Here is a 16,874-nt window from a genome sequence, read left to right on the forward strand (position 1 = left end):
AGACGGGTGTTTTTTTGCGATTTTAATGGGTTTTCTTTCTGACCGGAGTGGTATTTATGAGCTTGTTCAGCCCTGCTAATGACAGTCTGAATGTGGTGATTCTGCTGATGCCGGATTCATCCCTGATGTCACTGGCGTCGACGCTGGATACCATGCGGGCGGCTAACCGGATTTCCCGGCGCACGTTATTTTCGTGGCGGGTAATTACTCTGGACGGGGAGCCGGCGGTGTTGTCCTGCGGGCAGCCGATTCATCCACAGGGCTCAATGCAATCGACCATGCAGGACACAGCGTTGCAGCGTGATCTGCTGATTTGCATTGCCGCGTTTCACCATGAGAAGCATATGGATAAACAGCGGCTGGCCGGATTCAGACAGTTTGCCAGGGATTTCTCCTATGTGGGCGGAGTAGAATCCGGCAGCTGGGTGCTGGCAAGGGCCGGGCTGCTGGAAGGTAAGAGTGCGACGACGCACTGGGAAGATCTTGAGGATTTCAGGGACCGCTATCCAAGGGTAGAGGTACGCCCTGACCGTTATGTGGTGGATGGCCGGATTTTTACCACGGGCGGGGCGGCACCAACCTTCGATCTCATTCTGTATCTGATCCGCAGCCGTTACGGGCATACCCTGGCACTGGAAGTGGCCAGCGCCTTTATTTATGACGGTAAAGCTCAGGCAGATTCACCGCAACCGCTGGTATCTCTGGGAGCGCTGGAACAACATGAGCCGCAGCTAAGTGCGGCGGTGCGGATGATGGAAGCGCATCTGGACAGCCCGTTAAAAACCCAGGAAGTGGCGGATGCCCTTGGCTTCAGTGTGCGCAGCCTGGAGAACCTGTTCCGGCGCCGGCTGGATATCAGCCCGCATCAGTATTATAAGCGTCTGCGGCTTCAGGCTGCCCGGCGGCTGGTGGTGGACAGCCGTCACAGTATGCAGGAAATTGCGGTGCGTACCGGCTTTAATTCACTGGCGGTGTTTTCCCGGGAGTTCAGCAATTTTTACGGTGAGAGCCCCAGCCGTTACCGGCGTGAGGCCCGCAGTCGATAGCTTATTGCCGGCATTCAGCAAACAGATCCAGCGAAGGGGTGTAGACAGATGTTGTCACGTCCATGATCCCCAGCATGCTGTGGAATACATTGTCATGGGAATAGCTGCCTGACTGGGCCTGTTTCTTCAGGCAATCAGTACTGAGGTTCTTCTGACGCAGGAAACCGTCTGAGAACCAGGTGATCAGAGGGACTTTTTTCTGGGTCTCCGGTGCCAGAAGATAGGGAATGCCGTGCAGGAACACACCGTTTTCTCCCAGCGATTCCCCATGATCAGAAATATAAAACAGTGCCGTGTTGTACTCTGATTCAAGTGCCTTCAGTTTTTCAATGGTCTGGCTGATGACATAGTCAGTGTAGAGCAGGGTGTTGTCGTAAGTGTTGACGATTTCGCTGATCTCACAGTTCTCTATGTCGCTGCGGGGGCAGTCAGGGGTAAAGGCTTTAAACTCTGCCGGATAGCGCTGGTAATAGGTCGGGCCGTGGCTGCCGATCAGGTGCAGGGCGATCAGCCGGTTGTTTTTCAGGCTGCTGACATTATTCGAAAAGTTATCCAGCAAGGCCATGTCGTAGCAGGTTTTACCGTTACACAGCGGATGGCTGCTGCCCCGCTCGATGACTTCGCTTTTCACCCGGTCAGCGACGCCTTTATCGCCACCGTCATTTTCTTTCCAGAGTATATCGATGCCGGCCCTTTGCAGAATATCGAGCAGGTTATCCTGATTAGCGGCTATCTGTTTATCGTAATCTTCGCGGTTCAGGTTTGAAAACATACAGGGCACAGAGAGTGCTGTGGCGGTACCGCAGGACGTGACGTCCTGAAATGAAATGACGTTCATATCCCGGGTGTAACGGTTGGTTGCCCGGGGGTAGCCATTGAGTTCATAGTTTTGTGCCCGGGCGGTTTCGCCCAGTACAAACACCATCAGGGTGGGTTTTTCGCTGCGGGTGGCGGCGGGTTTTTGCTGCGCATCCGTGCCAATCTGCGTATGGCTGACAGGTTCGGTCAGGTAGGTTTGATTGACGTAGTTGGCGGTGCTGTAGATGTATTCGGTGGGGACAATCATCTTTTTCAGGTAGTGATTGTTACGGCCAACCGAGCTGTAATCCTGATAGTAGAGCCAGAAGATCACCAGAATAATGCCCACTGCTGTGGCAATCCCGAGGCATTTTTCCAGCAGCAGTGAGAGGATCGTCTGTTTGCGCCGCCGGGTGCTGATCAGCAGCAGCGCCGGAAGGATGCCCAGCAGCAATACCCAGCAAGCTGAATAGAGACTGACATAGGCACTGGCTTCGGCAGTATCGGTTTCAAAGATATTTTCCACCATGCCGTAGTCGATATAAATGCCGTAGTTGTACATGGAGTAGCTGACCATGCTGGACGTGATCAGAATCAGGCTGAACAGTGGCTTGGTAATGTAGGGCCAGACCGCCAGATTAAACACCAGATAGATAACGGCAAAAATGAAGAAGGGGATGGATATGACAAAACCGGTTTTCACCGCATCAGCGGCAGAAAGAATACTGTAGAACTCCCTGAAAAGGGGCAGGTTAAGTATCAGCACATAATAAAGTGTCAGGCAGAAGGTCATCTGAGCAATGCTCAGTTGCGGCAGCCTGAGGCGTTGCAGAACAGCTGGGTATGACATCTTAGTACACCAGAGGCAGTAACAGAGTTATCCAGAGGGCGGCGGTACCGAGCAGGCAGACAAACACTGCCGCTGAGCCAATGTCCTTGGCGCGGCCGCTCAGTTCATGGTGTTCCGGACCAATCCGGTCGACCACCGCTTCAACGGCTGAGTTGAGCAGCTCGGTAATCAGCAGAATAATCAGGCTGCCAATCAGCAGGATCCGTTCGGTCTGGGTGACCGGAAGAAGTACCGCAACAACTGTACCTGCGAGTAGCAGTAGGGTTTCCTGGCGGATGGCGGCCTCGTGTTTCCAGGCCGCGATCAGTCCTTTGATCGAATATCCGGTAGCAAAGCAAAGCCGTTTCAGGCCTGTATAACCGGGTTTCATAGTGGTCTCCGGGTGGTTAAATGCAGGCTATTATCGGGACGGGCTGTGGAAAAAATGTCGAAGTGCTGGCCTGCCCTGGAGGAGCAGGCGGCAGCGAGTGTCAGGCAGGAGGTAACGCCGGGCAGTAAGCTAATGCTCAGCCGGCGGTTGACCGGGAGACAGGGCGGTCAGGGTGGTCAGATATTCATTTTAATTCGGAACGCAGGCGTCACTGAAAAGAGCTGCTGATCTCTGCTGCTTCACTGTATTGCAGCGGCAGGGATCAGCGAACAGCTCTTTGGCGGGTGTTATCGTCAGGGGGCGCTACTGATGCGCCCCGCGTCTCAGAGGTTTTTCTGACACAGCGCCAGTGTGTTATCCAGCATCCGGTTAGAGAAGCCCCATTCGTTGTCATACCAGGCCATGACTTTAACCAGCCGGCCATTGGTCCGGGTTTGGGTAGCATCAAATACGGAGGAGGCCGGGTTGTGATTAAAATCGACTGATACCAGCGGCAGCTCGTTAACTTCCAGAATCCCTTTCAGGAAACCGCCGGCGGCTTCTGCTATAAGACTGTTTATTTCTGCAGTGCTGGTGTTACGTGCAGCAATAAAGTTCAGATCCACCAGAGAAACATTAATGGTTGGCACCCTTACCGCCATACCGTCCAGTTTGCCTTTCAGTTCTGGCAGTACCAGCCCGACGGCAGAGGCTGCGCCGGTTTTGGTCGGAATCATCGACTGGGCGGCAGCCCGGGCCCGGTAAAGGTCAGTGTGATATACGTCGCTAAGTTTCTGATCGTTGGTGTAGGCGTGAATGGTTGTCATCAGGCCACTTTCAATGCCAATGCTGTCATTCAGTAATTTGGTAACCGGTGCCAGACAGTTAGTCGTGCAGGATGCGTTAGAAATGATTGTCTGGCTGCCATCCAGCAGGTGATCATTAATGCCATACACAATGGTGGCATCCACGTCGCTGGCCGGGGCGGATATGATGACTTTACGGGCACCGGCCTGTAAATGCGCAGCGGCGCTTTCCCGGCTGGTGAACAGGCCGGTACATTCGTACACCACATCGACCTTCAGTGCCTGCCAGGGTAAGTCTGCCGGATTGCGTTGTGAGCATATCCGGATTGGGTCTCCGGCAACGGTGAGCTGGTTTTCTTCGACGGATACCGGCTGGTTAAAGCGCCCGTGAACCGTGTCGTACTGTAGCAGGTGGGCATTGATTCCGGCATCTCCCAGATCGTTGATGGCCACCACCTGAATTTTATCCCGGTAGCCGGATTCGTACAGTGCCCGCAGGATATTACGGCCAATGCGGCCAAAACCGTTAATCGCGACCCGGATTGTGTTCATAAGTGACTCCTCAGGTTCAGGGTTACAAAGCTTACTTGATGGGGTGCCAGGGGGCAGAAGTTGGCATTTATACCCGGTATGCATGGCAGGATTTCTGCCAGGCATACCCGGTTTGTATCTCAGGTTCAGGGACTTAGCGTAATGCCTGCATCCTGACACAGCTGTTTCAGGTTATTCGCACCCATCGTGGCGTATGTCAGGGGGTGGGCAATGGCGGGGTCCTGTTCGGCTTCCACAACCAGCCAGCCGGAATAGCCGGAGGTCTTCAGGGCCCGGAACAGGGTCGCGTAATCAATGCAGCCGTCCCCGGGGACGGTGAATACACCATTCAAAACAGCATCGAGAAAGCTCATGTCCCGGTTCTTTACATCGGCCAGCACACTGGCGCGAATATCTTTACAGTGCACGTGGTTGATCCGGGCGGCATGGCGTTGCTGCACGGCGATGGGGTCGCCTCCGGCATAGGTCAGATGGCCGGTATCCAGTAACAGGCCAACCGCCGGACCGGTATGTTGCATCAGCAGGTCTATTTCCTGTTCGGTTTCAATGACAGTGCCCATGTGATGATGATAAGCAATCTTTACCCCCCGGGAGCGGGTATACTCAGCCACCTTTGTCAGCTTTTCCCCGTAGCTTTGCCACTGATCCGCCGGCATGCGTGGACGCCGGGACACCGGTGTTTGCTGGTCGCCGTGAATACAGCCGGTTACTTCACAGTACACCATGGCGGTAGCTCCCAGGTTTTGCAGCAGGGTCAGATGGTCTTCGATGGCGGCAAGTTCTTCTTCAATACTGCGGGTCAGCAACTGGCCGCTGAACCAGCCGGATACCAGCTGCAGGCCGTGATTATCCAGAATCGGGCCCAGTACGTCAGACTGGCGGGGAAACTTATTCCCCAGTTCAAAGCCGGCGAAGCCTGCCTGTTTACCCTCGCTCAGGCAGGTTTCCAGCGGGGTTTGCGCACCCAGTGACGGTAGGTCGTCGTTGGTCCAGGTCAGGGGATTAATACCGATACGGACGGTCATGTCTGTGTTCTCCAAAAAAATACTCGTATTCAGTAAGGCTGTTTACGCTTGGCATCCTGATAATCTGTATGTGCCCGGTTCACGCTGTCGCGGGCAGACACTTCAGGCACTGCAACATCCCACCAGTACCCGCCTTCTGAGGTGCAGTACGGATCGGTGTCCAGGGTAATAACGTATGATTGTTCTGCGTCGCGGGCACGCAGCATCGCTCTTTCCAGTTCTCTGATGCCGGTGACTTTTTCAGCCAGGGCGCCCATGGCCTGGGCATGGCCGGCAAAGTCCAGTTTAGGGGCACCCTGTTCGGTGCTCTGGCAATTTTCCAGCAGGTTGTTAAATGCCGCGCCGCCGGTGGCGTTTTGCAGACGGTTGATGCAGCCAAAACCCCGGTTGTCCAGAACAATTACGATGATTTTCAGGCCGAGCATCACGCTGGTGGCCAGTTCTGAGTTAAGCATCATGTAGGAGCCGTCGCCGACAACCACGATCACCTCACGTTCCGGGCTGGCCATCTTGACGCCCATGCCGCCGGCAATTTCATATCCCATGCAGGAGTAGCCATATTCCAGGTGATAGCCCTTCTGATGGTCGGTGCGCCACAGTTTGTGTAACTCTCCCGGTAAACCTCCGGCGGCGCAGACGATGACGTCTTCCGGACTGCCTGCACGTTTGACTGCTCCCAGTACCTGAGCGTCGGAAGGCAGGCCGGTGTGTGTTTCTATGCCTTCTGCGGCGGTTACTGTGTCGTAATAAGCGTTCCATTCAGCAATTGCCTGCTGGCCGGTTTGCAGCCAGTGGTGGCCGGCTTGCCAGCTTTGCAGCTGATCACTGAGCATATGCAGACCCAGCCGCGCATCGGTCACCAGAGGCTGGGCGTTATGTTTGATGGCGTCAAAGCCGGCGACATTCAGCTGGATCAGCGGCTTATCGCTGAACAGGGTACGGGAGGCGGTAGTGAAATCTTGTAAGCGGGTGCCGACCGCCAGAATAAGATCGGCTTCGTCGGCCATTTTGTTGGCGGCAGCGGCACCGGTCACGCCAATCGCACCCACATAGTTGGGATGGTCCCAGGCCAGTGCACCTTTGCCTGCCTGGGTTTCAGCTACCGGGATATTGTGTTGTTCAGCGAATTGCTGCAGTCGCTGGCAGGCGTCGGAATAGTGCACCCCGCCACCGGCAACCAGCAGCGGCTGTTTTGCCTGTTGCAGCGCTTTAACAGCATCCGCCAGTTCCTGACTATCCGCTGGCTGACGGCGCAGGCGGTGGACTTTCAGGGCAAAAAAACTTTCCGGGTAGTCGTATGCTTCAGCCTGTACATCCTGACTCAGCGCCAGGGTGACCGGGCCGCATTCAGCCGGGTCAGTCAGTACCCGCAGTGCCTGTGGCAGGCTGGTAATGATCTGTTCCGGGCGGGTGATGCGGTCGAAGTAGCGGGAAACCGGCCGGAAACAGTCGTTGGTGGAAATGCCCGGGTCGGTGAAGTTTTCAAGCTGTTGCAGAACCGGATCAGGGGTGCGGTTGGCAAAGGTGTCCCCCGGCAGGAAGAGGACCGGCAGGCGGTTTACATGGGCCAGCGCGGCGGCGGTGACCATGTTGGCAGCGCCGGGGCCGATTGAGGTGGTACAGGCCATCATCCGCTGGCGGTTGTTTGCCTTGGCATAGGCGATGGCGGCATGGGCCATTCCCTGTTCATTATGGGCACGCAGGGTGGGCAGTTGTTCACGTACCTGATACAGGGCTTCCCCGAGCCCGGCGACGTTACCGTGGCCAAAAATCGCGAACACGCCGGCAAACAGGGGCTGCAGCTGGCCATTGATTTCAGTGTGCTGGGCGGCCAGATACTTTACCAGTGCCTGGGCCATCGTCAGACGGATGGTGCTCATATGTGTATTCCTAATGCTGTCAGTTAACCGGTCTTGTCAGACCGGTGCTTTGCGGTTCCGCCAGAAACCGATCAGTTCTACATAGTTGGCGGCCACCGCATCAATCAGTTGCTGGTCGTTAATGTCGCCGTTTAACCACTGGCGGCTGGGCTGCACAAACAGGGTCCGGCCTACGGTGAAACCTTTACAGATATCGAAGCCTGCGGCCTGATCAAAGCCCGCCTGCAGTTCTGCGGCCGGTGCATCAAGGCCGAGCATAACGACGCCGCGGCAGTGAGGGGAGCGGCTGGCAATCAGGTCACTGACTTTCTGCCAGGCGTTACGGGACATACAGGGCAGTTTCCACCAGTCCGGGCGGATGCCTAAGTTGAACATACGCTGCAGGGCGTTGGCCAGGGTGTCGTCAGTGACCGGGCTGTCCTTCGGCGGAATGATTTCCAGCAACAGTTCATGGCCGCTGTTACAGCAGGCCCGGTAAAGTTCCTGGGCCTGACGTTCCTGTTGCAGACGCAGTTCATGACTATCCTCCGGGTTATAGAAGATCAGGCATTTAACCACGTGTTCCCGGGGCCAGGTTTTCAGACGGTCACCGATGCTGCGGCCACCTTCCAGCTCAATTGGCCGGGATGAGGGCAGCTCAACTGGACGGCCGATCCACCAACCGCGGCCGGTAATGTCATTGAGGGCATCCTGACCATAGGTATCGTCGATCAGTACGCCGATATTGTCTTCCAGTCCGGCAGTCAGGGCGCCTTTTTCAGCGGCTTTTACCAGTAACTGCTTAAGGTAGGTAATGTGTGAGGGATCGGCACCGGTGTCACGGGCCAGATCGAAGAACTGGCGGCGATGATCGAATGCCAGACCACAGATTTCCTGCCACTGTTTCGGGTTCCGGGTGGTTACCCGGTGCAGGTAGTTGAGTTCGTCATCAAGGTCCGGACGGGGAATATCTGCTGAGTTGGCAATGTAGTAATCCAGTTCTTCGGCTGACGGAATCGCCGGCGCGCAGCCGTGGCGGGAGACCACCAGCGCGCCACAGGCATTGGCGTAGGTACAGCATTGCTGATAGCTTTCCCCTCTCAGCCAGCCCCGCAGGAAACCGGATATAAATGCATCTCCGGCACCCAGTACATTCAGCACATCGACTCTGACGCCGGTGAAAACGTCAAAATCATCGGTGCTGGCGGGAATCTTTCCGTCCAGTACGGTACAGCCCAGCGGGCCCAGCTTGAGCACAATGGTTGCGTCGCTCAGGCTGCGGATTGTGCGCAACGCGGTGAGGGTGTCTGTGCTGCCGCCGGCGATGTGTATTTCTTCTTCGGTCCCGACGATCAGGTCGCAGTCCGGCAGAATGGTTTGCAGGTGAGCAGATACGCTGTCATCGGAAATAAAACGGGTTTCGCCGTCACCGGGAGTGGTCAGGCCCCACAGAACCGGTCGGTAGTCGATATCAACGATTACTTTAGTGCCGGCCTGTTTGGCACAGGCAATTGCCTGTTTGCTGGCTGCACAGGTTTGCGGGGTGGAAAAATGAGTGCCTGTGATCAGCAGAGCCTGGCTGGAGGCGATAAATTCCGGTGAGATATCTTCGGCACGGATTGCCATATCGGCGCAGTCTCTGCGGTAGAAGATCAGCGGAAAGGTCTCCTGATCTTTAATGCCGAGGATTACCAGCCCGGTGAGCCGTTCCGGGTCGGTGGTAATCTGGCTGACATCAACACCGCCGCGGGCCAGCTCTTCAGTGACAAAGCGGCCCATGTGTTCGTTGCCCACCCGGGTAAGCATGGCTGACTTCAGCCCCAGACGGGCGGTACCGAAGGCAATGTTCCCTGAGGAGCCACCCAGATATTTGGCAAAGCCGGACATATCTTCCAGCCGGCTGCCAACCTGTTCACCATACAGGTCGACTGCCGCCCGGCCCAGACAGATGACATCCAGTGTTTTTTCATGACTCATAGGTGTAAAGCTCCTCAGTGCCCGAATACAGCGGGCGACAAAAAATGGTATTGATCCCGGTGTACCGGGCTGTTGTTATTCGTGTCTGTTCAGTGTGATCCAGCGACCTTCAGCGTGTGACTGCTCGACTGCATCCTGCAGACGGTTTACTTCATAAGCGGCACGAAAATCCGGCCACATGGGTTTATTGGCCAGAACCCCTTCGATCAGATCCCGGACTTCCACCGCCTTCATGTCGTTGAAGCCCAGGCCATGGCCGGCGCTTACACAGAAGTGTGCATAATCAGGATGTTCCGGCCCGGTAAGAATCCGCCGGAAGCCCTGCCGGTTACTGGCGTCGTCAGCCGTGTAAAGTTGCAGCTCTGAAAGGCGTTCCTGATCGTAAATCAGGCTGCCCCGGGTACCTGTGACTTCAAACCAGAGGCCATTTTTACGGCCCCAGGCAATCCGGGAGGATTCCAGTGTCCCTATGGCACCGTTGGCAAAGCGCACCATCATGTGTACCTGATCATCATTTTCTACCGTGCCGGTGCGGCCCGGCTGATCCGGGACTGGCCGCTGCTGGTGGACCGTTTGCAGGTCCGCACACACCTGAGTAATTGGGGAAACCAGGAATTCCGCCATATTAATAATGTGGGAACCCATGTCGCCCAGGGTACCGGAGCCGGAAAATTCCCGCTGTAAGCGCCAGGTAAAGGGTAATTGTTCATCGGCCAGGTAATCTTCATTGAAGGTGCCGCGAAAGTGCACGACTTCGCCGATCTCGCCGTTGCTGATGATTTCTTTTGCCAGCTGAACCGTTGGGTTTTTCATATAGTTAAAACCGACCAGGGTTTTAACGCCGGCTGCTTCTGCCGCTTCGGTCATTTCCAGCGCATCGGCGGCATTCAGGGCCAGCGGTTTTTCCGAGTAGACATGCTTACCGGCTGCGATGGCCGCCAGTGCCATATCTTTGTGCAGGAAGTTGGGTGCGCAGATATCAACCACATCAATGGCCGGATCACTGACCAGTGTTTTCCAGTCGCCAGTGGAACGGTTAAAGCCAAACTCTCCGGCCTTGGCTGCTGCCAGTTGAGGGTCGACTTCTGCCAGCATCTCGCAGACGATTTCTCCGCTAAGGGGAAAAACGGCCGAGGCTGTTTTATAGGCAATCGCATGGGCTTTGCCCATGTAACCTGTGCCGATAAGTCCGATGCGAACCTGTTTCATATAGCGTGTTCTCTCATGGTTGCAGAAAACTGCAACAAACTGTTTTTATCAGTGATGGGCGTTCTGTGCTGCTGAGGCTGCTTCAAAGGCACTGCTTTCGCCTGCTTTGGCGGCTGCATCTGTGCGGGTAAATTCCGCCAATTCACTTTCCAGATCTTCCAGTTCCTGCCCTCCGGCCATCATTTCCAGAATTTCTTCACGGGAGACATCTTCTTTCAGCCAGGAGCCTAAACTCTTACCCCGGTTGAGCAGAGTGAAGCGGTCGGCAATGGGGTAAGCATGATGTACATTGTGGGTAATCAGGATGACCGCCAGACCACGGGCCCGGGCCCGGGCGACTACTTTCAGAACGTTGGCAGACTGTTTTACCCCCAGAGCGGCGGTCGGTTCATCAAGGATCAGGACTTTGGCACCGAAGTGAATCGCCCGGGCAATGGCCAGACACTGGCGCTCACCGCCGGACATGGTGCCTATCGGATGTTCCGGGTCGCGGACATCAATGCCCATTTCTGCAAGTCCCGCACGGGCGATTTCGTTGGCCCGTTTGGTATCAAACACACTGAACGGGCCGATCTTTTTGGTCAGTTCCCGGCCCATAAAGAAGTTACGGGTGACGCTCATCAGCGGGACCAGTGCCAGATCCTGATAAACGGTGGCAATACCGGCATCCAGCGCATCCTTGGGGGATTCAAATTCAGTGGCCTGACCGTCCAGCAAAAATTCACCTTCTGAGGGCTTGTGTACCCCGGCCAGGGTTTTGATCAGGGTGGATTTACCCGCTCCGTTATCTCCGAGAAGGCAGTGAACTTCTCCGAGCTTTACCTTCATGTCGATGTCTTTCAGGGCAATGACTGAACCGAAGTAACGGCTGACCTTCTTCAGTTCCAGTATGTAATCGCTCATTGTGCTGCTCCTAATATGTTTCAGTCCGTGTCAGTTCAGTTACCGTGCGCCGGTTACTTTTTTACGAATGAAGTTGTTGAACAGCACTGCAATCAGCAGCATGACCCCAAGGAATACCCGGAACCAGTCCGAGTCAATGCCGGTGAAGAAGATGCCCATCTGCACCACGCCGAATATAAGCGCACCGAAACAGGCACCGATCACGGAGCCGTATCCGCCGGTGAGCAGCGCTCCGCCGATTACTGCGGCAATAATGGCTTCAAATTCTTTCAGCAGGCCGCGGTCTGCAGCAGCAGAGCCGAATTCGAATACCTGACAGGCAGCGAATACGGTGGCACAGAAAGCGGTGAACATGAAGAGCATGATTTTTACCCGGTCGGTGGGTACCCCGACGTTCTTAGCGGCTTTTGCATCGCCGCCGGAGGCGAAAATCCAGTTACCGAAACGGGTGCGCAGCAGGACAAAAGAACAGATAACCGTCAGCAACAGCCACCAGACGATGACCATGGGGATACCTGTTACGATCGGTGTGCCGTCGGCATAGACTTCTATCCAGCCGTTTGTTCCCAGCCAGCTAAACAGGCTTGTGCCTATCTGGCCGCCGAAAGCAGCCGCGAGAATATCGCCTTCGGCGACTTCAGAAACACCGGACACAATGGTTTTGTTGGTAAACAGAATAGACAGGGCAATGGTCAGTCCGCGAAGAATAAACAGGAATGCCAGCGAGACAATAAATGAAGGCAGGCCGGTTTTTACCACGATATAGCCGTTAATAAAGCCGATGAGCATGGCGCCGGCGAAGGCAAACAGGATTGCTGTCCAGACCGGCCAGCCCCAGTACAGGGCGGGAATGGAGATCATCATGCCGGCGAAGCCGATCATTGAACCGATCGACAGATCGAATTCTCCGGCAATCATCAGCAGGCAGGCACCAATGGCAAGAATGCCAAGCTGCGCTGAGACGGTTGTCCAGTTCATGATGCCGTCGGCATTAAACATGCCGGAGTCACCGGCAACGATGGCGAAGAATATGAACATCAGAATCGCGCCTGAAACTGAACCCAGCTCAGGGCGGGTAAGCAGTTTTTTTAATGAGGATTCTGTACGTATCCGTTCGTCCCGGGGGGGGCTCTTCTGCGCTTGCTGCGCGGGTGTGGTCATTGTGGACATAGCTTAGTTAACCTGTTTTTTTTCAGATCTGTTTTCCGGCTGGAATCGCAGATCATTTTTATTTTTTGTCGTTACAGCAACCGTTCTGTACAGGCAGTACGGTTGAATGGTCAGACAGGTCTGGAATGACGATAGAATAAAAATTCTATTTTTGCAATTAAGTGGAATGAAAATTTTTTAATGTTATGTTTTTTGCATTAAGTGTGTTCTTGCGGCCGGTCAGAAATCTGCAAGTTACGCGGCGCGGTTGTGGCATTTTTCTGCTTGACAAGATGAACGGGAAAGCTCATTTTAAAAAATAGAACAAATGTTCTATCAAATTAAAAATAAGAATATCAGGTTTGGATGAGTGAAGTGACCGGGGCGTCATAACCGGCAAAGACTTTGCAATATGCTGAGCCAGGAGGCGAAAATGAAAAAGCTACTTACTACCACGAAGGCCTTCGTGTTTGCAGGCCTGGCAACCGCCGGTGCCATGATGACACCTTTTACTGCTGTACAGGCTGCCGATGAGCGATTCGTGCTGGTGAGCCATGCTGATGACTCTGATTCCTGGTGGAATACCATCAAGAACGCCATCAAAGAGGCGGGTGATCAGGTAGGGGCAAAGGTTGAATACCGTAATCCACCAACCGGCGATCTGGCTGATATGGCCCGGATTGTTGAGCAGGCCGTTGCCTCTAATCCGGATGGCCTGATTGTGACGATTGCAGATTATGACGTACTGCGCGGTCCGATCGGTAAAGCGGTTAAAAAGGGCATCCCGGTCATTACCATTAACTCGGGTACCCAGCAGCAGTCTGAAAAACTGGGTGCATTACTGCATGTCGGTCAGCCTGAATATGATGCCGGTTTTGGTGCCGGTAAGCGTGCTAAAGCTGAAGGTGTGAAGAGCTTTGTATGTGTGAATCATTACATCGAAAACCCGGCCTCTGTTGAGCGTTGTCAGGGGTTTGCTGATGCACTGGGTGTTGAGCTGGGCAGCCAGATGATTGATGTGGGTAAAGATCCGTCTGAAATCGAAAAGAAGGTGCAGGCATATTTACGTCGCAATGATGATACCGGTGCCGTCCTGACATTGGGGCCGACGTCTGCCCATCCGACACTGCGGGCACTTGAGAAAACCCGTAAGGCGGGCAACATCTATTTCGGTACTTTTGACCTGAGTTCTGAAATTGCCGGGGCGATTAAGTCAGAGGTAATTGATTTTGCAATTGATCAGCAGCCGTATCTGCAGGGCTATGTACCGGTTATGACGCTGGCGCTGTACAGCCGTTACGGGATTGCGCCGTCTAACCATATCAACTCCGGCCCGGGTTTTATCACTAAAGATAATATCCTGCAGGTTGAGAAACTGGCCGGTGAAGTCCGTTAACGGTTTACCTCTAATATGAACAGATAAGGATGTCGTGACGTATCACAAAGTAGTCAGAATGCAGGTATACGCCGCCATGGAATGGTGCGCAGCCGGGGATCACGGCCCCGGTTGCGGTTTTTGTGTTAAGCCAGTGATTAACTGATTTTGGAAAATTTATTCCATTTTCCTCAGGGTTGAGGAAAAATATGCAGCCTGAGTCCTGTGAGTGAGAGCGATTATGCTGTTGGAAAAAGCCCCTGAAAGTCTGGTTGAACTGAAACAAGCGATTACGGAATGCCATCCCCGGCTGAGTAAGCGGTTGCGGCAGGTTGCTGAGTATCTGGTGGATAATCCCAGTCAGATTGCATTTGATACTGTGGCGGTTATTTCCAAGGATGCCGGGGTGCATCCTTCAACCCTGGTGCGTTTTGCCAATTCATTCGGTTATACCGGGTTCAGTGAGATGCAGCGCCTGTTTCAGCAAAAGCTGATGCAGGAAGCGCCGAGTTATCAGGAACGGATCCGTATTGCCCGGCAGGAGTCCGGTGATACAGGGGAGGCACCGGATCAGTTGCTGGAGCAGTTTGTCCGGGCGAATACGCTGGCGCTGGATACGTTAAGTAAAACGACGGATGGCGCAGAAATGGAACGGGCAGTGGAAATTCTTGCCAGTGCAAAAGCGACGCACATTGTCGGTGTGCGCCGGGCCTTTGTGGTGGCCAGTTATTTTGCGTATGCGTTGCGGCATATTGATCACCGCGCTTACCTGATTGATGGTGTCGGCGGGATGTACCGGGAACAGGCAAGTACCTTTGCCGCCGAAGATGCGGTGGTAGCGATCAGTTTCCATCCGTATGCGGGAGAAACTCAGGATGTTGCTCAGGTAGCCGTTGAGCGCGGGGTTCCCCTGATCGTCATCACCGACAGCCAGCTGAGTCCGCTGGCGTCGCAGGCCACGGCCTGCTTTGTGGTAAAAGAAGCCGAAGTGCATGCGTTCCGTTCACTGGCTTCTTCCTTATGTTTGGCACAGTCATTATCGATAGGTCTTGCTTATCGGTTAGATAAACAGCAGGCGCTGGATATCGTCTGAATCCGGGCGATGGCGGCACCTGTCAAAGAGAGTTTTATATGATCAATCTTTGTCTTTTTGGTGCCGGCCGGATTGGCGCAATTCATGCCGCCAACGTTGCCCGTCACCCGCAGGTAAACATCAAATATATCGTTGATGCGTATGCTCCGGCTGCGCAGAAACTGGCGCAGTTGTACGGTGCTGATGTGGTCAGTACGGAACGGGCGCTGGCAGATGCAGAGCTGCACGGGGTGATTATTGCCAGTTCCACCAACACCCATGCTGACCTGATCGAGTTATCAGCCGCCGCCGACAAGGCGATTTTCTGTGAGAAACCGGTGGATCTGGACGTTGCCCGGGTAGAAGCCTGCCTGGCCAGCGTGGAAGCCAGTGGCGTGGTGTGTTCCATCGGGTTTAACCGCCGCTATGATCCGCAGTTCAGTAATCTGCAGCGTGCGGTTCGTGACGGCAGTATCGGTACGCTGGAAATGCTGACGATTACCAGCCGTGATCCGTCGCCGCCGCCGGCTGAGTATATTGGCGTTTCCGGTGGTTTGTTCCGTGACATGATGATTCATGATTTTGATATGGCCCGCTGGTTGCTGGGAGAAGAACCGGTGGAAGTGTATGCGACCGCCAGTTGTCTGGTTGATCCGGCCATTGGTGAAGCCGGTGATGTGGATACCGCACTGGTGACCCTTAAAACCGCCAGCGGCAAGTTATGCCAGATCAGTAACAGCCGCCGGGCGAGTTATGGCTATGATCAGCGCATTGAGGCTTTCGGGTCTGAAGGCATGGTTCAGGCGAATAATCAGTTGGAAAATACCGTTGTTGTGACTGACAGTGCCGGTTCCCGGTCGGCCAAACCACAATATTTTTTCCTGGAACGCTATGAAGCAGCGTACCGTCTGGAGCTGGATAATTTCATTGCCTGTATCGGCGGTGATGCTGAGCCTGTCGCCAATACCCATGATGGCCTGCAGTCATTACGGTTAGCGGAGGCGGCGGTTGAGTCGTTGCGTACCGGTGCTGCAGTACTGCTTTAATTCAGGGAGAGGATGATGTCGAAATTGCTTTCTCCGGTGACCGCACCGGATAACAGCGGGTGTATTCAGAGAGTTACCCCAGCCTCAGCGGGCTGGCAGTATGTCGGGTTTGAAGCCTATCAGCTGAAAGCCGGTGACCGTCTGGCACTGGCAACGGAAGATCAGGAAGTGTGTCTGGTGCTGGTCAGCGGAAAGGCTGATGTCAGCACCAGTGCAGAACACTGGTCCGGGTTAGGGCAGCGTATGAGTGTTTTTGAGCAACAGGCGCCTTATGCCGTGTATGCACCGCCTGAAGATGAATATCAGGTCACTGCACTGACAGATCTGGAGCTGGCTGTTTGCCGGGCGCCGGGCAGTGGCCGGTTTCCTGCACGGCTGATTACCCCGGATATGTGTCAGTATGAGACCCGCGGCGTGGGCACTAACCGCCGGCACGTCTGCAATATTCTGTTCGGTAATATGGAGGCGGAAAGTCTGCTGGTTTGTGAGGTCATCACGCCGGGCGGAAACTGGTCCAGTTATCCGCCCCATAAACATGATACGGATAACGTGCCTGAAGAAACCCATCTGGAAGAGACTTACTACCATAAGATTAATCCGGGGCAGGGATTTGTTTTCCAGCGGGTGTATACCGATGACCGCAGCCTGGATGAAACCATGAGTGTGGAAAACGGTGGTGTTGTAATGGTCCCGGAAGGCTATCACCCGGTGGGTGTGCCCCATGGTTACGAGTCTTACTATCTGAATGTTATGGCGGGGCCGTCACGGAACTGGATTTTCCATAATGACCCGGATCATGAATGGATCATTGAGGCAGACCGGCAGACATGATGACCGACTGTGCCTGACACTGAAAAG

General features: G+C 54.6%; 14 protein-coding genes. 5 read left to right on the forward strand and 9 right to left on the reverse strand.

Going from position 1 to position 16,874, the window contains the following annotated elements:
- Positions 1-56: 56 nt before the first annotated feature.
- Positions 57-1,046, forward strand: a complete 990-nt coding sequence (locus PCI15_RS06120) for a GlxA family transcriptional regulator (RefSeq protein WP_271273461.1) — start codon at positions 57-59, stop codon at positions 1,044-1,046.
- Position 1,047: 1 nt separating this feature from the next.
- Here the strand turns inward: PCI15_RS06120 and PCI15_RS06125 are convergent, their stop codons facing one another.
- From PCI15_RS06125 to PCI15_RS06165, 9 genes are all read right to left on the reverse strand, one after another.
- Positions 1,048-2,694: a phosphoethanolamine transferase gene (locus PCI15_RS06125; protein ID WP_271273462.1), complete on the reverse strand. Its 1,647-nt coding sequence runs from the start codon at positions 2,692-2,694 to the stop codon at positions 1,048-1,050.
- A 1-nt stretch (position 2,695) separates the two neighbouring features.
- The gene (locus tag PCI15_RS06130) at positions 2,696-3,064 is read right to left on the reverse strand and encodes a diacylglycerol kinase (protein ID WP_271273463.1); all 369 of its coding nucleotides are present in this window, start codon (positions 3,062-3,064) and stop codon (positions 2,696-2,698) included.
- Between the two features lie 323 nt (positions 3,065-3,387).
- Positions 3,388-4,401 carry a type I glyceraldehyde-3-phosphate dehydrogenase gene (gene gap / locus PCI15_RS06135; RefSeq protein WP_271273464.1) on the reverse strand — a complete coding sequence of 338 codons (1,014 nt, stop codon included), beginning with the start codon at positions 4,399-4,401 and terminating at the stop codon, positions 3,388-3,390.
- Positions 4,402-4,526: 125 nt separating this feature from the next.
- Positions 4,527-5,426 (reverse strand): myo-inosose-2 dehydratase, encoded by a 900-nt coding sequence (gene iolE / locus PCI15_RS06140; protein ID WP_271273465.1) that lies wholly within the window; start codon positions 5,424-5,426, stop codon positions 4,527-4,529.
- A 29-nt stretch (positions 5,427-5,455) separates the two neighbouring features.
- Positions 5,456-7,306: a 3D-(3,5/4)-trihydroxycyclohexane-1,2-dione acylhydrolase (decyclizing) gene (gene iolD / locus PCI15_RS06145; RefSeq protein WP_271273466.1), complete on the reverse strand. Its 1,851-nt coding sequence runs from the start codon at positions 7,304-7,306 to the stop codon at positions 5,456-5,458.
- Between the two features lie 36 nt (positions 7,307-7,342).
- Positions 7,343-9,262 carry a bifunctional 5-dehydro-2-deoxygluconokinase/5-dehydro-2-deoxyphosphogluconate aldolase gene (locus PCI15_RS06150; RefSeq protein ID WP_271273467.1) on the reverse strand — a complete coding sequence of 640 codons (1,920 nt, stop codon included), beginning with the start codon at positions 9,260-9,262 and terminating at the stop codon, positions 7,343-7,345.
- A gap of 75 nt (positions 9,263-9,337) precedes the next feature.
- Complete coding sequence (locus PCI15_RS06155; RefSeq protein WP_271273468.1) at positions 9,338-10,471, reverse strand: Gfo/Idh/MocA family protein; 1,134 nt, start codon at positions 10,469-10,471, stop codon at positions 9,338-9,340.
- 48 nt (positions 10,472-10,519) lie between these two features.
- On the reverse strand, positions 10,520-11,374 hold the full coding sequence (locus tag PCI15_RS06160; protein ID WP_271273469.1) for an ATP-binding cassette domain-containing protein: 855 nt from the start codon (positions 11,372-11,374) through the stop codon (positions 10,520-10,522).
- A gap of 39 nt (positions 11,375-11,413) precedes the next feature.
- Positions 11,414-12,544: an ABC transporter permease gene (locus PCI15_RS06165; protein WP_271273470.1), complete on the reverse strand. Its 1,131-nt coding sequence runs from the start codon at positions 12,542-12,544 to the stop codon at positions 11,414-11,416.
- A 412-nt stretch (positions 12,545-12,956) separates the two neighbouring features.
- Between PCI15_RS06165 and PCI15_RS06170 the strand changes: the two genes are divergently transcribed.
- The 4 genes from PCI15_RS06170 (at position 12,957) to iolB (ending at position 16,847) form a co-directional block, all read left to right on the forward strand.
- Positions 12,957-13,919: a sugar ABC transporter substrate-binding protein gene (locus tag PCI15_RS06170; RefSeq protein ID WP_271273471.1), complete on the forward strand. Its 963-nt coding sequence runs from the start codon at positions 12,957-12,959 to the stop codon at positions 13,917-13,919.
- A gap of 220 nt (positions 13,920-14,139) precedes the next feature.
- Positions 14,140-14,991, forward strand: coding sequence for a MurR/RpiR family transcriptional regulator (locus PCI15_RS06175; protein WP_271273472.1), 852 nt, complete (start codon positions 14,140-14,142; stop codon positions 14,989-14,991).
- Positions 14,992-15,029: 38 nt separating this feature from the next.
- Positions 15,030-16,016 (forward strand): inositol 2-dehydrogenase, encoded by a 987-nt coding sequence (iolG, locus tag PCI15_RS06180; protein ID WP_336296732.1) that lies wholly within the window; start codon positions 15,030-15,032, stop codon positions 16,014-16,016.
- A gap of 15 nt (positions 16,017-16,031) precedes the next feature.
- Positions 16,032-16,847, forward strand: a complete 816-nt coding sequence (gene iolB, locus PCI15_RS06185; protein ID WP_271274589.1) for a 5-deoxy-glucuronate isomerase — start codon at positions 16,032-16,034, stop codon at positions 16,845-16,847.
- Positions 16,848-16,874 lie beyond the last annotated feature (27 nt).

Origin of the sequence: Aliamphritea hakodatensis (assembly GCF_024347195.1) — a bacterium.
In the GTDB taxonomy this organism is placed as follows: Bacteria; Pseudomonadota; Gammaproteobacteria; order Pseudomonadales; family Balneatricaceae; genus Amphritea; species Amphritea hakodatensis.

Bases quoted from the DNA above. Each gene is read 5' to 3' on its own strand.
- PCI15_RS06150 (WP_271273467.1), bottom strand. From the start codon at position 9,262: ATGAGTCATGAAAAAACACTGGATGTCATCTGTCTGGGCCGGGCGGCA.
- PCI15_RS06160 (WP_271273469.1), bottom strand. From the start codon at position 11,374: ATGAGCGATTACATACTGGAACTGAAGAAGGTCAGCCGTTACTTCGGT.
- iolB (WP_271274589.1), top strand. From the start codon at position 16,032: ATGTCGAAATTGCTTTCTCCGGTGACCGCACCGGATAACAGCGGGTGT.
- PCI15_RS06120 (WP_271273461.1), top strand. From the start codon at position 57: ATGAGCTTGTTCAGCCCTGCTAATGACAGTCTGAATGTGGTGATTCTG.
- PCI15_RS06155 (WP_271273468.1), bottom strand. From the start codon at position 10,471: ATGAAACAGGTTCGCATCGGACTTATCGGCACAGGTTACATGGGCAAA.
- PCI15_RS06130 (WP_271273463.1), bottom strand. From the start codon at position 3,064: ATGAAACCCGGTTATACAGGCCTGAAACGGCTTTGCTTTGCTACCGGA.
- PCI15_RS06165 (WP_271273470.1), bottom strand. From the start codon at position 12,544: ATGTCCACAATGACCACACCCGCGCAGCAAGCGCAGAAGAGCCCCCCC.
- PCI15_RS06175 (WP_271273472.1), top strand. From the start codon at position 14,140: ATGCTGTTGGAAAAAGCCCCTGAAAGTCTGGTTGAACTGAAACAAGCG.
- gap (WP_271273464.1), bottom strand. From the start codon at position 4,401: ATGAACACAATCCGGGTCGCGATTAACGGTTTTGGCCGCATTGGCCGT.
- iolD (WP_271273466.1), bottom strand. From the start codon at position 7,306: ATGAGCACCATCCGTCTGACGATGGCCCAGGCACTGGTAAAGTATCTG.
- iolE (WP_271273465.1), bottom strand. From the start codon at position 5,426: ATGACCGTCCGTATCGGTATTAATCCCCTGACCTGGACCAACGACGAC.
- iolG (WP_336296732.1), top strand. From the start codon at position 15,030: ATGATCAATCTTTGTCTTTTTGGTGCCGGCCGGATTGGCGCAATTCAT.
- PCI15_RS06125 (WP_271273462.1), bottom strand. From the start codon at position 2,694: ATGTCATACCCAGCTGTTCTGCAACGCCTCAGGCTGCCGCAACTGAGC.
- PCI15_RS06170 (WP_271273471.1), top strand. From the start codon at position 12,957: ATGAAAAAGCTACTTACTACCACGAAGGCCTTCGTGTTTGCAGGCCTG.